Source organism: Haladaptatus rarus (assembly GCF_054177585.1).
On record NZ_JBPEHG010000002.1, the window covers coordinates 453,835 to 468,517 of the forward strand.

Sequence of the window (14,683 nt, forward strand, 5' to 3'; positions counted from 1 at the left end):
GGGCAGGAAAGCTTTATTCCTCGCCTGTCTCCCTCGACACGAGTAACCATGTTCGACAGCGACAAAACCGGCCGGCGGGCGTTCCTCGGAACGACTGTAGGGGCGCTCCTCGGGCTGTCCGGGTGTACGAGCATCACCGACCAGTTAGGTGGGCAGACGAGTACGAACGATTCGACCCGCAAAACGACGACGGAGACAGAAACGAAGGCGGAAACCGGAACGGAAACGAAATCAGGAACCACGCACTCCGAAGACGGGAACTCCACCGACAGGTCGTCGTTGCTATACGCGACGGACGAGAAGACGGGCTACGGTATCGACCTCCAGGGCAACCCCGTGATGGGGTCGCCCGACGCGCCAGTGGACATCTACTACTGGAGCGACTACCAGTGTCCTTTCTGCAAGAAGTTCGAACAGGAGACGCTTCCGAAACTCATCGAGGACTACGTTCAACCGGGAACGGTTCGCATCGTCGTCCTCGACTTACCGTATCTCGGCAGCGATTCGACGACGGCAGCCCGGATGGCAAAATGCGTCTGGCGACGGGTTCGCGACGAGGATCCGGACGCGTTCAAACGCTGGCACGCAGCGGTGTTCGACGAACAGGGGAAGGAGAACTCCGGCTGGGCGTCGAAAGCGAACCTGCTCGAAATCACCCAGAGCGTGAAGGGTGTGGATGCGGACGCCGTCGACTCGTGTCTCCAGAACCAGACGAAGGAGATCAAATCCAGCATCAACGCCGACGTCTCCGCCGCCGATACGAGTGACATCCGTGGGACGCCCGGGTTCATCTTCTACAACCGCAAGTCGGACGAATCGAGGAAAATTATCGGCGGACAGCCCTATCCGCTGTTCGAGAAGGCGATACGGAAGACGCAAAACGCGTAACTGGACGGCGGACGAGCGAAGTGAGTCCGGTGGATTCGACGATCTTGCGTCCTTTTTCTGTCGCCTCCCCTCATCGGAGTTCCTCGAAGGCACTAGCTGCTATTAGGATAGGACGGAGCCCTCAGTCGCTCGCTCGTTCGTGGTTCGCTTCGCTCACCACGCACGGCACTCCCTCCCTCGCCCTCCATCCACCAGGCCCGCAGGGAGTGAGCGACGATGTCGTCGGGAGTGGTGTGCGACGATACCGTCAGGTGTGGACGATGACGATGCTGTCACAGGTGGTTCGTGACGATTTCGTCGCGTGGTCGGTCGCCGGTATCGTCCGAATCTATCCTCGTGCGTTTTCGAACATCGAGATCGCCATCTCGCGTCGGTCTGCGTGCTCGACGATCGGTGCGTGGTAGTCGGGGGCGAGTTCCTCACGTTCACTGTCGTCCAGTTCGTGCCAACTGTGGATCTTCTTCGGTGGGACGCCTTCGAGTTCGGGGACGTACTTTCTGATGTACTCGGCATCCGGGTCGAATCGTTTCCCCTGCGTCATCGGATTGAAGATGCGGAAGTAGGGCTGGGCGTCGGTGCCGGTCGAGGCGGCCCACTGCCACCCGCCAGTATCGTTGGCGGTGTCGTGGTCGACGAGTTTTCGCCGAAACCAGTCGTACCCCTCGTGCCAGTCCACGAGCAGGTCTTTCGTCAGGAAGGAGGCGACGACCATCCGGGTGCGGTTGTGCATCCACCCCTCGTCGCGCAGTTGGCGCATCCCGGCGTCCACGATGGGATACCCAGTTTCGCCGGCGCGCCACGCTTGCAGTCCGTCCCGGTCGTCGCGCCACGCGATGTCGTACTGATAGTCCTTGTAGTTCGCCACGACCACGTCGGGCCGGGCGTCCAGGACGTGCGCGTAGAACTCGCGCCACGCGAGCTGGCGCTGGAAGCTCTCGACGGATTCTGCGGCATCTTCGTCCCAGGCATCAGCTTTCGCATCCTCGGTCGCCTGCCAGACCTCCCGAATCCCGACTGTACCGAACTTGAGGTGCGGCGAGAGCCGCGATGTGGCTTCGCGGGCCGGGTAATCACGGTGATCATCGTAAGAGTAGATGTCGTCCTCGCAGAATCCGGAGAGCACGTCGCGAGCAGCGTCGATTCCGGCTGGTTGAACGTCCGCGTCCGGTTCCTCGAAGTCGAGGTCGGCGAGACTTGGGATCGTCCCCCCTCCCTCGGCCATCTCGCCGGGCGTGTCCACCTCGCTCGGTGCGTCTAACGGCGCGTCTTTCGCCCTGTCGCGCCACTTCTTCCAGAAGTACGAGAAGACCGAGTAGTGGTCGCCCTGATTCGTCGTGATGGTTCCCGGTTCGTGGAGCAGTGCGTCGTGGACGGTTCGGTGGTCGATTCGCACGTCAGCCAACGCGTCAGCGACTGCCGCGTCCCGCTCTTTTGCGAGGCCGGAGTAATCGCGGTTCCAGACGACTCGTTCTGCTCCGCGTTCCTCTGCGATCCGTGGCAGTTCCTCGCGTGGGTCGCCGGACACGACCAGCAGATCGCCGCCTCGTTCGCGGTACGCTTCCCGAAGCGATTCGAGGGTATCGAGGAGAAACGATACCCGTGGTGGGCTCGCGTGGTCGAGGACGGCCCGGTCGAAGACGAACACGGGAAGGATGGTGTTCCCAGTGGCGAGTGTGCGGTTGTCTTCGACCCGGAGGTCGCGGCGATGCCAGTGGATGTCCATATCGAGAGTGACGACACGACCTGTCCAAAAGATACTACCTAACCGATTGGGATTTGCCCACCAGATTGGAATTTTTCCCGATGGACTCTCGTCTCGCTGATCGGTCTCACCGTCGAAAGGTCGCGTTCATCCGAGTTCGAATCAGGCCGTCAGTTTCCGCAGTTCGGCAAACACTTTAGGCCACGGTTATCGTTATCACAAATCATGGCGAACCTCGTCACTGCCGTCAGGGAGACAGTACGCGAACACCCGGACGAACCGGCTATCGTCGCGGATGACAGAACACTGACGTATCGAGACCTATGGGAGCAGATCGGTGGATTCACGGCAGGGTTGACGGAGCGAGATGTCGGCGTCGACGACCGAGTCGCGGTGTATCTGCCGAACCTCCCGGAGTTCGTCGTCGCGTTCCACGGGACGCTCAGGGCAGGTGGCGTCGTCGTCCCGATGAATCCGCAGTATCGAGCACGCGAGATTCGACACCTGCTCGCGGACAGTGGCGCACGAGTCGTCGTGACCCTCCCCGACCTCGTCCCGTTCGTCGAGGAAGTTCGCGACGAAACCGACGTCGAACACGTCGTCACGGTCGGCGATGGCGGATTCAGGGAGTTCCTCGGTGACGGCGACCCCGAGATCGCAGATCGGGCAGATGACGACCTCGCGGTTCAGCCGTACACCAGCGGAACGACCGGGACTCCGAAAGGCGTGAAACTCACACATCGAAACCTCGCCTCGAACACCGATGCCGCAGCAGGCCTCGTCCCCGGTGGAATCGGGCCGGACGACTCGATGCTAGGTGTCCTTCCGCTGTTCCACATCTACGGCATGACGGTCTGTATGAACGGGACGCTGTTCCGCGGCGGGTCGTTCTATCCGCTGCCGACGTGGGATGCACAGCAATCCCTCTCGCTCGTGGAAGATGCGGAACTGACGATCATGCACGGCGTTCCGGCGATGTACAACGACATCATCAATCAGCCGAACGCCGCCGAGTTCGATCTCTCTTCCCTGCGACTCGCGGGCGTGGGTGGGGGCGGAATCCCCATCGAAGTGCTCCGGCGATTCGAGGAACTGTACGATGCGACGATCTACGAAGGCTACGGACTGACCGAGACGAGTCCGGTGACACACTTCAACACCCCCGAGAACGGGCGGCGCGTCGGTAGCATTGGGACGACCATTCCGGGTGTCGATGCCCGTGTCGTGGACGACGACTTCGAGGAACTCCCTCCGGTCGCGGAAGGGCCACTCGACGAGGACGATGCAGAACTGGACGACGTAACGGGGGAGATCGTCGTCGCCGGGCCGAACGTGATGGTCGGCTACGCGGGGCTTCCGGAAGCCACCGAAGCAGCGTTCACCGAGCGAGACGGGAAACGCTGGTTCCACACGGGCGACATCGGCTACTGGGACGAGGACGGCTTCTTCTACGTGGTCGACCGAAAGAAACACATGATCAACACGGCGGGCTACAACGTCTATCCGCGCGAAGTCGAAGAACTCCTCTTCGAACACGAGGCTGTCGCGGACGTGGCCGTCGTCGGTATTCCGGACGAACGACGGAACGAGACGGTGAAAGCCTTCGTCGTGCCGGTTCCGGATTCCGATGTGACGCCCGAGGAACTACAGGAGTACTGTCTGGACAACATCGCGGCGTACAAACACCCCCGAGAGGTCGAGTTCGTGGAGGAATTGCCCCGGACGACGACCGGAAAGGTACAGAAGTTCGAACTGATAGAACAGTCGTGATCGATACGAAGCCGGAGTATCGAGACTGACAAAGAATAACTACTCGACGAACGGAACGAACTCCGGTCGTCGCGGCGTTCGAACCGCTCCGATCTTTCGAGAGGGGCCATCAACCTCGAAGGGATGTCTTTGCACCCGGACATCCGCCGCGGTCGAGCATCACCAGCCGAGACGAATCTGTCCCTCGTAATACTCTCGTGCGCGCCGGATCTTCTGGAAAAGGTACGACCCGACGATTCCCGCGAACACGAGGACGTAGACCAACAGCCAGAGGAGCGTCCCACCACCCATGACGGACGCCAGCCAGTCGGTCACGAACCCGGCAGTCGAGTTGTAGAAACCGTGTAGGAGTGCGGGGATGGCGATCCCCTTGACGATTATCGGCCCGCGCTCGTCGGGGACGAGTTTCGCCAATCCGAGGTAGTACCCCGAGATGGCCGCCCAGAGGACGTGGTTCGGGCCGACGATGGCCCGCGTCACCGCGACGCCGGAGACGGTGACGGCAGTACCCATGCTATCTCCCTGTACCGATCCGACGACGTAGGTCAGATTCTCGATGGTAGCGAAGCCCAACCCGGCCATCGCGCCGTACACCGCGCCATCGACCGCGGTTCGAAAGTGGGGCGTGCGGTAGGCGTGAAACCGAACCGCGAGCCACTTCACCGACTCCTCGACAGGGCCGACGACGAGGAAGAAGAAGGGGACGATGGCGAGGACGCTCACCCCGGTTCCGGCCAGCAGGATGAAGCCAACGGTGTTGATGACCGCGGCGAACGCCGCGAAGACGACGCCGAGGAGGAACGTTGCGACGAGCGTGACGAGTGGTTCCCGTTCGGTCGGGTCGATTCGCCAGATGTAGGCCGCGAGTGCGAGGGCTGGGACGACCGAGAAGAACGAGAGCACGCCCAGCAGTGGTCGCTCTGCGACCGTCGCACCCACCAGTGCGAGTTCGACGATGACGAACACCAGCGCGACGACCAGTGTCGTCCCCCGAGTCACCTCCGCGAGAAGTCGGTATAGTCGAAGTGCGAATCGATCGGTCAGTGTCCGTGGTTCCCACGATTCGATATCGTACGAATCCTCCCCCCCAGGCATCGTCCCTGCTACACGCGCCACCATGAAATCGTTTTTCCGTGTCGCCATGACCGACGTCGATATGAGTCGAATTTATTCTACTTCGAGAGACGTTGCGAGTTCCAGAAACAGTTCGAACGCCTCTGACTGCACGTCGTACTCGACGTACTCGTCGGGTCGTTCGAACCGGACGACGTCTGCGTTGGCGAGTTTCGGAAGATGGGTGTGAAGCAATTCGATGCGAAGTCGCTTCTGCTTCGTCGGGGACGGTGTAACTGCTCTTCCATCCCGTTCTTTGGCTCTCACGTACTCGATAAGTGACTCGACGACCGCCGTCTCGTGTTCGCGGAGATGGTAGAGTATGTATCGACGACGACGATTGGCGAGGAGATCTAGGATCGTCTTCAAAGACATGTCTGCATCGACCAGAACGTCATCGAGTGGTTCTACCGATCCGTGTTGCCGGATCAGTAACTCAAACTCATCGTTCGACATGGTCACCGACGCTTCGTTGGTCTATGGATAAAACCACACGATAATATTATCTGAAATATATTGGCAAAGACGTATGTTCGGAACATGTCGTACGAACGGTGAAAGTGGCTGTTTCCGAAACGAAACCAGCCATTTCCCAGACGACGAGAGGGAACGGTACGATTACTCAATAGTAACCTAACCATGAAATCGAACTGGTTGCGATTATCTCCGTAAGGAGGTGGCAATCCTCAATTACTTGCAGTCATTAATACTTAAGATAAATATATGCCCCACTGGCGCACGAGTAAGCCTGTATGTCGAACGAAAACGAAACATTACAGGACTACTTTGTAGAGAATCCACGAATGATGGGCGTCGCCTTCGCCATCATGCTCCTTCTGCTGGAAGCTGGCAATGCAGCCGCGGCGCATGGCGGAACCATCGGCGGCCCTTAAGAGAGCAGTTCGAAGGAAAGTTCGGACGACCAGTGGAGTTCACCGTCGTAGAAGACGGGAAGGTGTTCCAATTGGAAGAGATAGACGAGTTCGGCGGCCGAAACGGAGAACTCGGGGAGTGACCCCCCTGTCAAGAAGTAGGTATCGACGTGGTCTATGTACGGGATGTAGAGTGAACCGATACCGGGTCTCGCCGTCGGGTACGTCGTGATCTGGATGTGGTATTCGTCGGTCAAATTGTCGGTACGGAGATGATACACCACCGGTGTTCCAGCTTCACACTGGGCTACCTCGACGCCGCCATCGCCGATGACGGTGTACTGTTTCGCTACGATGCGCTGTTCTTCGACGACCGCCAGTGCAGAACGAAGTGAGAAACCTGCGTTGAGTAGCCGAGCTACCTGTCGACCGACGACGATAGCGCCATCGTTACCGACATCACCGTGTGTGACGATTCCGCCCACGCTTCCGTTCTCGACGAGACCCAGACCCTGCTGGTAGGAGTTACAGCCGTTCAGAAAGAACGTCTCGACACCGGTTTCTTCAAGCGAGTGTGCGTCTAACGTCCCGTCCGTGCAGACGAATCCCTGGTCCTCGATGTGACCGATATAGTGGAGGAAATCGATCTCCGACGCGAGCAGGCGTTCTAGTGCCGAGGTCGTGAGATTCTCATGGATGGTGATATCGAACGGAAGTTCATCTCGCCGGCCATACAGTGCGCGTCCGTCGAGATCATATTCGGCTCGCATCCTGTCGTCGTTGCAGACGATCTCGATGTCAATTTCGTCGGCGGTCATCATCCGCTCCCCGCGATTGTCGAACGCACGTCGGAGCAGTTTGTTCGCACCGAACGGTCGCCCCGTCCCGAGCCACGCCTGCTCTAGCGCATCGAACTCGGGTGGCGTGACGTACGGTTCGTCTGTTGTTTCCCGACCACGAGGAAGTCCTGTCGACCGATCGGGTTCGACCGACCGACCATTTCCGGTCGAGCGAACGAACTCGTCTACGCATGACGGTATCGTCGATGGCGTTCGTTGGGTCGCCCCCGTCTTCGCTCGCTTGAGCACTGCTAGTTCGTCGACGAGATACGGAAGCGATGTCACGTTTTTGGCTTCCGGAGACACAGATACCGCGAGTCTCCACGTTGGAATCTCGTCTCGGATTTCGTCGAATGGTATCGAGAGATAGGCAGCTATTCGTTCGGCGAGCGACGCATCGTACAGATCTACAAACGGGAGTTCGACGTTTCCATCGATAGCCCGACGTTCGTGGAGTTCGACTGGATACAGTCCCTCCGTTCTGACCAGACAGTCGAAGAACAAAGACTGCTTGAGAATGCGTTCGACTTCGGCATCGAATCTGCGGTCGGTTGGCAAGGGATGTTCGAACCCGCGGTCGGTGACGATACGTGATCGTTCTCCCGGAACGACCTGCGCACCGAGGTAGTATGCGAGTGGTGCAGTGACGTAGGCTCGCTCGCGTTCGGGCGGGATCTGGATCTGGATACCCGTGTCAGGTGGTTCTATTTCGTCCGGAACGTGGAGGTCGTCACCCAGTTCGATGGCTGGTGGATGGCCGCGAAGCGTGGAGAACGACCGTTCGGGGTTGGTCGTCTTCAACGCCGATCCAAACGTCGAAATCGCCGCCATCACGTCCTCGGGGTCGGGCGTCGTCGTCACCGTCTCCGCGGGCAGTTCGTGATACGACCGGGCACCGACCTGGACGGTGGTCTCGTCGTCGAAGTCGAACCTCACACGTTCCAACGACGACGTTATCATCACCTCACTCTCGACTCGGAGAGTGAGCTTGATGGGTGCGTGCAGTTCGATGGAGTACTCCGCCGTCGGCAGTTCGTTTCGGACATCTCGTTCGAGTTCGCAGATGAGGGTACCATCTCCCGATCGGACGTGGGTCTCGAGGAAGTAGGGGAGAATCAAGTGGGTGGTATCGATTTCGACGGCGCTGTCGGCCGGGATGTGAAACTCATCGGTGGAAATGTGTCTCGGACGAATCGATGAGGACGTTTCGAGTTCGAACCGACGGTCGTGGATGGGATCGAAAACTGCAAGTCGAGAGCCATCAGTCTGTGAGAACGTCGGTTTCACCCTCCTCCCCCTCGTTCGACTCCCTTTGGGTAGCCACTTGCCGACGTATCGGCAAGTGGGCGATTCGACTGAGACATACTAAACCCGGAGATCGAACCAGTCGGTCGTGAATTCCGTGTCGGAGAGATGCCAGCGTTGTTCCGGGCCGGTATCGGTAACGCGGAGTTCGACCGTGGCGTCGAATAGCGGTTCGATGGTGGCGACCTGGGGGGTGTCTCGTTTCGTCGGAAGCACGTAGTGAGCCATCCCGGAGACGTCTTTCACGGCGTCGAAACAACCGTACAGGAACTCTGTTACGTCGTCTTCCCCCTGTTCGTCGAGGACTGGCCGCAGAGAGTCAAAACAAAACCGGAGCTCGGCAGGCTCCAATCCACGACGGTCGTAGTCGATCTTCCGCAACGTTCGGTCGATCTTTCGTTGGAATTCGAAGAGATCTCCGACGTCATCCGTTACGTGATGGTCGGTCGTGGCTGACGTCGTTGCTGTGGCCGACCGAGCCTCCGCATCAAGGCTTATAATGTGGCTTTCGTCTGTAGTCGCACCGATGCGAGAAAGTCTGGCATCCGCCGTCGCCACGCTTCGGTCGTGAACAGCGACGACCCGTGTCTTGTCTGGGGCGCGTCGGCCCAGAAGTTGAACGCTAGCGGCATCGACGACGTGGTCGGGTACCAAGCCAGTGAGCAGGAGATTCCCACCCGTCTTTTTTATCCGAGCGAGTTCGGACTCCACTGTCACGACGCCATTTGCGGAGACCGTTACGTAATGGCCGTGAAGCGAGAACGAGACCGTCCCATCGGTTCGGTCTCGCCCGTCCTGTTTCGGAGCGAACAGGGCATCGAGTGCGTCCGGGTCGACGACATCGTACAAGGGCGTCTCTATCTCGTCGGGTGCCACCTCAGCTACCTCGGCAACGGTTTCGACGACCGTCGTGCCGAGCATTCGTTCGTTTCGCCAAGCATTCGACTCGTGTACCTCTGTGACACCAAACTTGGATGAGCTGTCGTTTACTTCCTCTCCACACATAGTTCTGCTCCCGAGTACCGCGGATTAGTATATAAATCCACCCAATCCTTTGAAACGTACTGAATCGTTCTGAAGTGTATCGAAACAGTTCGCGGTGATTCATGAACCTATTCACACGGAATAGCCGACGCTTGCCAATCTTACTGAGTCCCGTTCGTGTTGGTCAGCACCGACCGGTCTACGTCCGCGAACGAGTCGTATCCCGACAGCGCGAGTGTCAGGTCGAGGTCGGCGAGGAAGTTCTGGAGTACCTCCCGGACGCCGTCTTCGCCAGCAACCGCGAGTCCGTAGACGTAGGGTCGTCCGAGCAGGACGGCGTCCGCACCGAGCGCCATCGCACGGAAGACGTCCGACCCACGGCGGATTCCGCTGTCGAAGAGTACCGGCACTTCGTCACCGACCGCGTCCACGATATCGGGGAGAGCGTCGAGTGCGCCGATCGCACCGTCCACCTGTCGTCCGCCGTGGTTCGAGACGACGAGACCGTCGACACCGCGTTCGACGGCCTCACGAGCGTCGTCCGGGTGAAGGATTCCCTTCAGCACGATGGGGAGGTCGGTGTGTTCGCGCAGGAAATCGAGGTCGTCCCACGTGAGCGAGGGGTCGCCGAAGATCTCCGTGAACTGCCAGAGTGCGCCACGTTCGTCTTCCTCAGGCGGAGCGTCGAGCGAGTCGCGGAACGCAGGGTCGGTCAGATAGTTCGCCACGCCTTCGCCATCGAGGAACGGGAGGTAGGCGTGGTCGACGTCGCGCTCTCGCCAGCCCATCATGGGCGTGTCGAGCGTGACGACGATGGCTTCGTAACCCGCATCCTCCGCCCGGTGGAGGAAGCTCGCGGTCACGTCGCGGTCGGTACTCCAGTAGAGTTGGAACCAGCCGAGTGTGTCACCCAGTTCGTCAGCCACGTCTTCCATCGTCTCCGAGGAGGCGGAACTCAAGACGAGTGGCACGTCGAGGCTCGCGGCGGCGCGTGCAGTGGCGAGTTCGCCCTCCTCGTGGATGATGGACTGGACGCCGATGGGTGCGAGCAGTAAGGGAACCGGAAGCTCCTGTCCGAAGAGTTCGACCGAGAGGTCGCGTTCTGCCACGTCCCGGAGCATCCGGGGGACGATTCGCCAGCGGTCGAACGCCCGGCGGTTTTCGGCTTCGGTGCTCTCTTCACCCGCCGACCCCGCGACGTAGGCGTGCGCCTCGGGCGGGAGTTCCTCGCGGGCGAGTTCGGCGAGCTTTTCCGGCGAAGTGGGGAGGTCCGGCGTCTGGTCGGCGAGCATTCCGGATGCGTACACTTCGCGCTGGCGGTTCGGGCCGAAGGGTTCAGAGGAATCGCCGTTCGAGGGGTCGTCCATGGTTCGGGTGAACACCGCACACGAATTATATCTTGTTCCGGAGCCACCACGCACCAACTCCGACGACGAAGGCGATACCGACGTTCGTGAGCAGGCCGAGCGCACCCATCCCGACCACGAACCATGGGTCGTCGGTGTCGAGTCCCGCCCGTCCGAGTTCGACCGCGACGAGGACGAGAACGACACCGAGGACGGAAAGGGGGAACGCCGTGACGAGCGACACCGCGAATACGGCAATCAGCGCGTAGAAGACGCCGAGGACGAGATTTGCTCCGGCAGTCCGTGCACCGAAGGCGTACTTTCCCGCCACGCCGCCGCTGCCGTGACACATCGGCATCGCGCCGAGCGGTAGCGCGAGCAGGTTCATCGTGCCCATGCTGGTCGCCAGTTCGTCCGGCGACACGTCGGCGTCGAGCAGGTCACCGAGGAGGAGCGAGGTGGCGACGGCGGCGTTTCCGACCGTCATCGCCAACTGTCCGGCAGTGGCCGAGAGCATCCCGGACGTGAACGTGAACGCGAGGTCGACTGAGAGGGTCGGGTACCGAGGGAGCGAAACACCAGCGTCGAATCCCGCGAGGAGGAACCCGAGCGCGAGCACCGCGAGCGCGCTCGCGCGCCGGTAGCCGAGCGAGACGACGACACCTGTCACGACGACCGCGAGGAGTGCTGTTGTCGGCGTCGTGACACCGAGTTCGAGGCCGGTTCGTGCGAGGAGGAGGGCGACAGCCACCTGTATCCCCCGAACGACTGGTTCGCCGACGAACGCCGTGAGTCGGCCGAGCGACCCCGTCGTTCCGAGGACGAGGAGGACACCGCCCGCGAGCAATCCGGCGGTGACGAACTCGCCGGTCGTGAGCGTCCCCGCGATGACGAGCGCGGCGAGCGCCTTCATCGGCTCGACCGAGATGGGTACGCCATAGCGGAGCCCCCATACGACCTGAAAGACGGCGAACCCGAAGAGCAGTGTCGGCAGTTCCAGTTTGGTGAGGGCCGCGACGGCGACCACGACCGGAAGGACGGTTATCGAATCGCCGACCGCACCGGTCACTTCGGAGACCGAGAGCTCGAACCGCCGACCGCTTTCGACCGTGACCTCTGCCATCGAAGGGAGATAGGACGCAACCGCCATAGGTTTACTGATAAACGATATTCGGTGATCTAGGGGCGATTTCGAAACCTATTTCGGTTACTTCGGTGGTCGCCCGTCAGGTCACGACCTCGCGTGCGGCGACCGTCGGTCAGCCGGTTCGGATGACCACGGCAAGAACTAACCTCCGAGTTGGAGTAGCAAAGGGTATGCTGGAGATTCACACAGGAGGAAGCGAAACGTGAACGAGCAGTTCGGCGTCGATGGAAAGACCGCTATCGTGACGGGGGCGTCGAGCGGCATCGGTCGGGTCGTCGCGGAGCGATTCGCGGACGGCGAGGCGAACGTCGTCGTCTGCTCGCGCGAACAGGAGAACGTCGACCCCGTGGCTGAGAAGATCGGCGAGAACGCCCTCGCGGTCGAGTGCGACGTGACCGACCGCGAGGCGGTCGAGGCTCTCGTCGAGGCTCTCGTCGAGGAATTCGGTGGGCTGGACGTGCTGGTGAACAACGCCGGAGCGAGTTTCATGGCCGGGTTCGACGACATCACTCCGAACGGGTGGAATCGCGTGGTGGAGATCAATCTCACCGGGACCTACCACTGCACGCAGGTCGCGGGCAAGTACCTGAAAGACGGCGGTGGGTCGGTCGTCAATGTCGCCAGCGTGGCAGGCCAACAGGGGTCGCCGTACATGAGCCACTACGGCGCGGCGAAAGCCGGAATCATCAACCTCACGCGCACGCTCGCGTTCGAGTGGGCGGGCGCCGGCGTCCGCGTGAACTGCGTCGCACCGGGGTTCGTCGCCACGCCGGGTCTCGAATCCCAGATGGGCATCAGCGCCGAGGACATCGACCGCGACGAGGTGGAACGACGAGTCGGGGTGAGCGAGGAGATCGCCGACGTGGTGCAGTTCCTCGTCAGTCCGGCCTCGTCGTTCATCGTCGGCGAGACGGTCACCGCGGCGGGGGTTCCTGACATCATGGAAACGCCGGAGGTGTGAATCCGTCTGCGGGTGAGGATTTCGTCGACCACGGCAGTTCGTGTGCCGTGGCCAGTACATTCCAGTACATTTCAGTACAACGGACGTGAAGATCCTGTCACGACGATACGTGATCCATACCCGAGCCTCCGAAGATTTTCGAGGATCGGGATACGGAATCCGGTACGGAATATATCACTTATTCGACGCATCTATCGATCGGAAATTGGGATTCGATTCCGATGAATGAACGTCGAAACGAGCGGTGTTATCGGTCGGTTGAAATTACCCGAAACAGTCGATGATGCTCCGATAACGCCACTCACCTGGAATATCAAAGCTGTCCAGTATCTGTAAAATCCACTACAATTAATAGTGGGGTTCTCGCGTGTCAGAGCATGTCACGGGAGAACACTGACCTGACACGTCGGGACGTGGTGAAGATCGCTGGCGGTGCGAGTGCGACGGGGATCACAGGGATTGCGGGGACGGCGAGCGCACAGGACGATTATCCACCGCTTGGAAACTATCCCATCCAGGGGGATACAGCGACGTTCGGGTTCAACGTCCCGCAATCGGGACCGTACTCCTCCGAGGGGCAGGACGAACTTCGAGCCTACAAACTCGCGGTGAAGCACCTGAACAACGGCGGCGGTTGGGTGGACGACTGGAGCGACTTGTCCGGAAACGGCGTCCTTGACAAGCAGATCGACTTCGTGTCGGGCGACACCGCGACCGACGCGGATCAGGCCCGGCAGTCGGCCCAGCGGATGATCAGCCGCGACAACGTCATCATGGTGACCGGCGGGTCGTCCAGCGCGACCGCCATCGCGATGCAGGGACTCTGCCAGCGCGAGAAGGTGCTGTTCATGGCCTGTCTCACCCACTCCAACGACACGACGGGCAAGGACTGCAATCGGTACGGCTTCCGTGAGATGTTCAACGCCTATATGACCGGCCAGGCACTCGCGCCCGTGGTGACCAACGAGTACGGTGGAAACAAGCAGTTCTACCAATTATACGCCGACTACACGTGGGGGCAGACCCAGCAGGCGTCGATGAACAAGTTCTTCAAGGAAGCCGGATGGTCACAGGTCGCCAGCGTGGCGACGCCGCTCGGGACGAAGGACTACTCGTCGTACCTCTCGAAGGCGGCCAATTCACCGGCGGACGTGCTGTTCCTGAACCACTACGGCCTGGACGGCGCGAACTCGCTCAAGCAGGCACGTAACATGGGTCTCGACCAGAACATGGACATCGTCATGCCCCTGTACAACCGCCCCATGGCACAGGCCGCGGGCAACGCGATCAGGGGCATCTTCGGTACCATCGCGTGGGACTCCCAGATCGACAACCCACCGTCCAACAAGTTCACGCGGGCGTTCAACAACGCCTACGAGCGAATCCCGTCGGGACCGGCACAGCTCGCGTACGCCCAGACGCTCCAGTACGCGGCGGCGGTGGAGCGCGCGGGGACGTTCTATCCTCCCGAGGTCATCAAACAGTTGGAAGGGCGACAGTACAACAGTCTCGGGATGGGCAAGGAGCTGATGCGAAAGTGCGACCACCAGGCCCAGCGCGCGGTGCCGGTCGTACAGGGGCTCCCGAAATCCGAACAGGAAGCGGGCAAGTTCTTCGAACTTGTGCAAGTCACGCCCCGCGACAAACTCGGCTACGAGTGTGGGAGCGGGCCTGCCGCCCAGTGTGACCTCGGCCCATACGAGTAGTCAACTATCACCGATATTTATGTAGGATGCTGAAGTCCCCACGAACATGG

12 protein-coding genes are annotated in these 14,683 nt (G+C 60.6%); 5 read left to right on the top strand and 7 right to left on the bottom strand.

Features of this window, described 5'->3' with window-relative positions:
* The first annotated feature begins 48 nt into the window (after positions 1-48).
* A complete protein-coding gene (locus ACR3FE_RS07615) occupies positions 49-888 on the top strand; it encodes a DsbA family protein (RefSeq protein WP_458206474.1) in 840 nt (279 codons plus the stop codon).
* A 328-nt stretch (positions 889-1,216) separates the two neighbouring features.
* Here ACR3FE_RS07615 and ACR3FE_RS07620 read toward each other — a convergent pair whose 3' ends face one another.
* On the bottom strand, positions 1,217-2,611 hold the full coding sequence (locus ACR3FE_RS07620) for a cryptochrome/photolyase family protein (RefSeq protein ID WP_458206476.1): 1,395 nt from the start codon (positions 2,609-2,611) through the stop codon (positions 1,217-1,219).
* A 204-nt stretch (positions 2,612-2,815) separates the two neighbouring features.
* Between ACR3FE_RS07620 and ACR3FE_RS07625 the strand changes: the two genes are divergently transcribed.
* A complete protein-coding gene (locus ACR3FE_RS07625) occupies positions 2,816-4,360 on the top strand; it encodes a long-chain-fatty-acid--CoA ligase (RefSeq protein ID WP_458206477.1) in 1,545 nt (514 codons plus the stop codon).
* 159 nt (positions 4,361-4,519) lie between these two features.
* On the opposite strand, the gene ACR3FE_RS07630 is transcribed toward ACR3FE_RS07625, so the two are convergent.
* Positions 4,520-5,503: a PrsW family intramembrane metalloprotease gene (locus ACR3FE_RS07630; protein ID WP_458206478.1), complete on the bottom strand. Its 984-nt coding sequence runs from the start codon at positions 5,501-5,503 to the stop codon at positions 4,520-4,522.
* A gap of 24 nt (positions 5,504-5,527) precedes the next feature.
* Entirely contained in the window at positions 5,528-5,929 is a 402-nt protein-coding gene (locus ACR3FE_RS07635) for a DUF7344 domain-containing protein (RefSeq protein WP_458206479.1), read from the bottom strand.
* A 296-nt stretch (positions 5,930-6,225) separates the two neighbouring features.
* Between ACR3FE_RS07635 and ACR3FE_RS07640 the strand changes: the two genes are divergently transcribed.
* On the top strand, positions 6,226-6,366 hold the full coding sequence (locus ACR3FE_RS07640; protein WP_458206480.1) for a DUF7503 family protein: 141 nt from the start codon (positions 6,226-6,228) through the stop codon (positions 6,364-6,366).
* Here the strand turns inward: ACR3FE_RS07640 and ACR3FE_RS07645 are convergent.
* The 4 genes from ACR3FE_RS07645 to ACR3FE_RS07660 all read right to left on the bottom strand — a co-directional run bounded on the left by ACR3FE_RS07645 (position 6,363) and on the right by ACR3FE_RS07660 (position 11,942).
* Positions 6,363-8,471 carry a hypothetical protein gene (locus ACR3FE_RS07645; protein ID WP_458206481.1) on the bottom strand — a complete coding sequence of 703 codons (2,109 nt, stop codon included), beginning with the start codon at positions 8,469-8,471 and terminating at the stop codon, positions 6,363-6,365. The two genes, ACR3FE_RS07640 and ACR3FE_RS07645, sit on opposite strands and share 4 nt — an antisense overlap.
* Positions 8,472-8,549: 78 nt before the next feature.
* On the bottom strand, positions 8,550-9,410 hold the full coding sequence (locus ACR3FE_RS07650; protein WP_458206482.1) for a DUF7504 family protein: 861 nt from the start codon (positions 9,408-9,410) through the stop codon (positions 8,550-8,552).
* A 224-nt stretch (positions 9,411-9,634) separates the two neighbouring features.
* On the bottom strand, positions 9,635-10,840 hold the full coding sequence (locus ACR3FE_RS07655) for a lactate 2-monooxygenase (protein ID WP_458206483.1): 1,206 nt from the start codon (positions 10,838-10,840) through the stop codon (positions 9,635-9,637).
* A 25-nt stretch (positions 10,841-10,865) separates the two neighbouring features.
* Complete coding sequence (locus tag ACR3FE_RS07660) at positions 10,866-11,942, bottom strand: putative sulfate/molybdate transporter (protein WP_458206484.1); 1,077 nt, start codon at positions 11,940-11,942, stop codon at positions 10,866-10,868.
* Positions 11,943-12,168: 226 nt separating this feature from the next.
* Here ACR3FE_RS07660 and ACR3FE_RS07665 point away from each other — a divergent pair, with 226 nt between their 5' ends.
* Positions 12,169-12,927, top strand: coding sequence for an SDR family NAD(P)-dependent oxidoreductase (locus tag ACR3FE_RS07665; RefSeq protein WP_458206485.1), 759 nt, complete (start codon positions 12,169-12,171; stop codon positions 12,925-12,927).
* 377 nt (positions 12,928-13,304) lie between these two features.
* Positions 13,305-14,633 carry a substrate-binding protein gene (locus ACR3FE_RS07670; protein WP_458206486.1) on the top strand — a complete coding sequence of 443 codons (1,329 nt, stop codon included), beginning with the start codon at positions 13,305-13,307 and terminating at the stop codon, positions 14,631-14,633.
* The last annotated feature ends 50 nt before the right edge of the window (positions 14,634-14,683 follow it).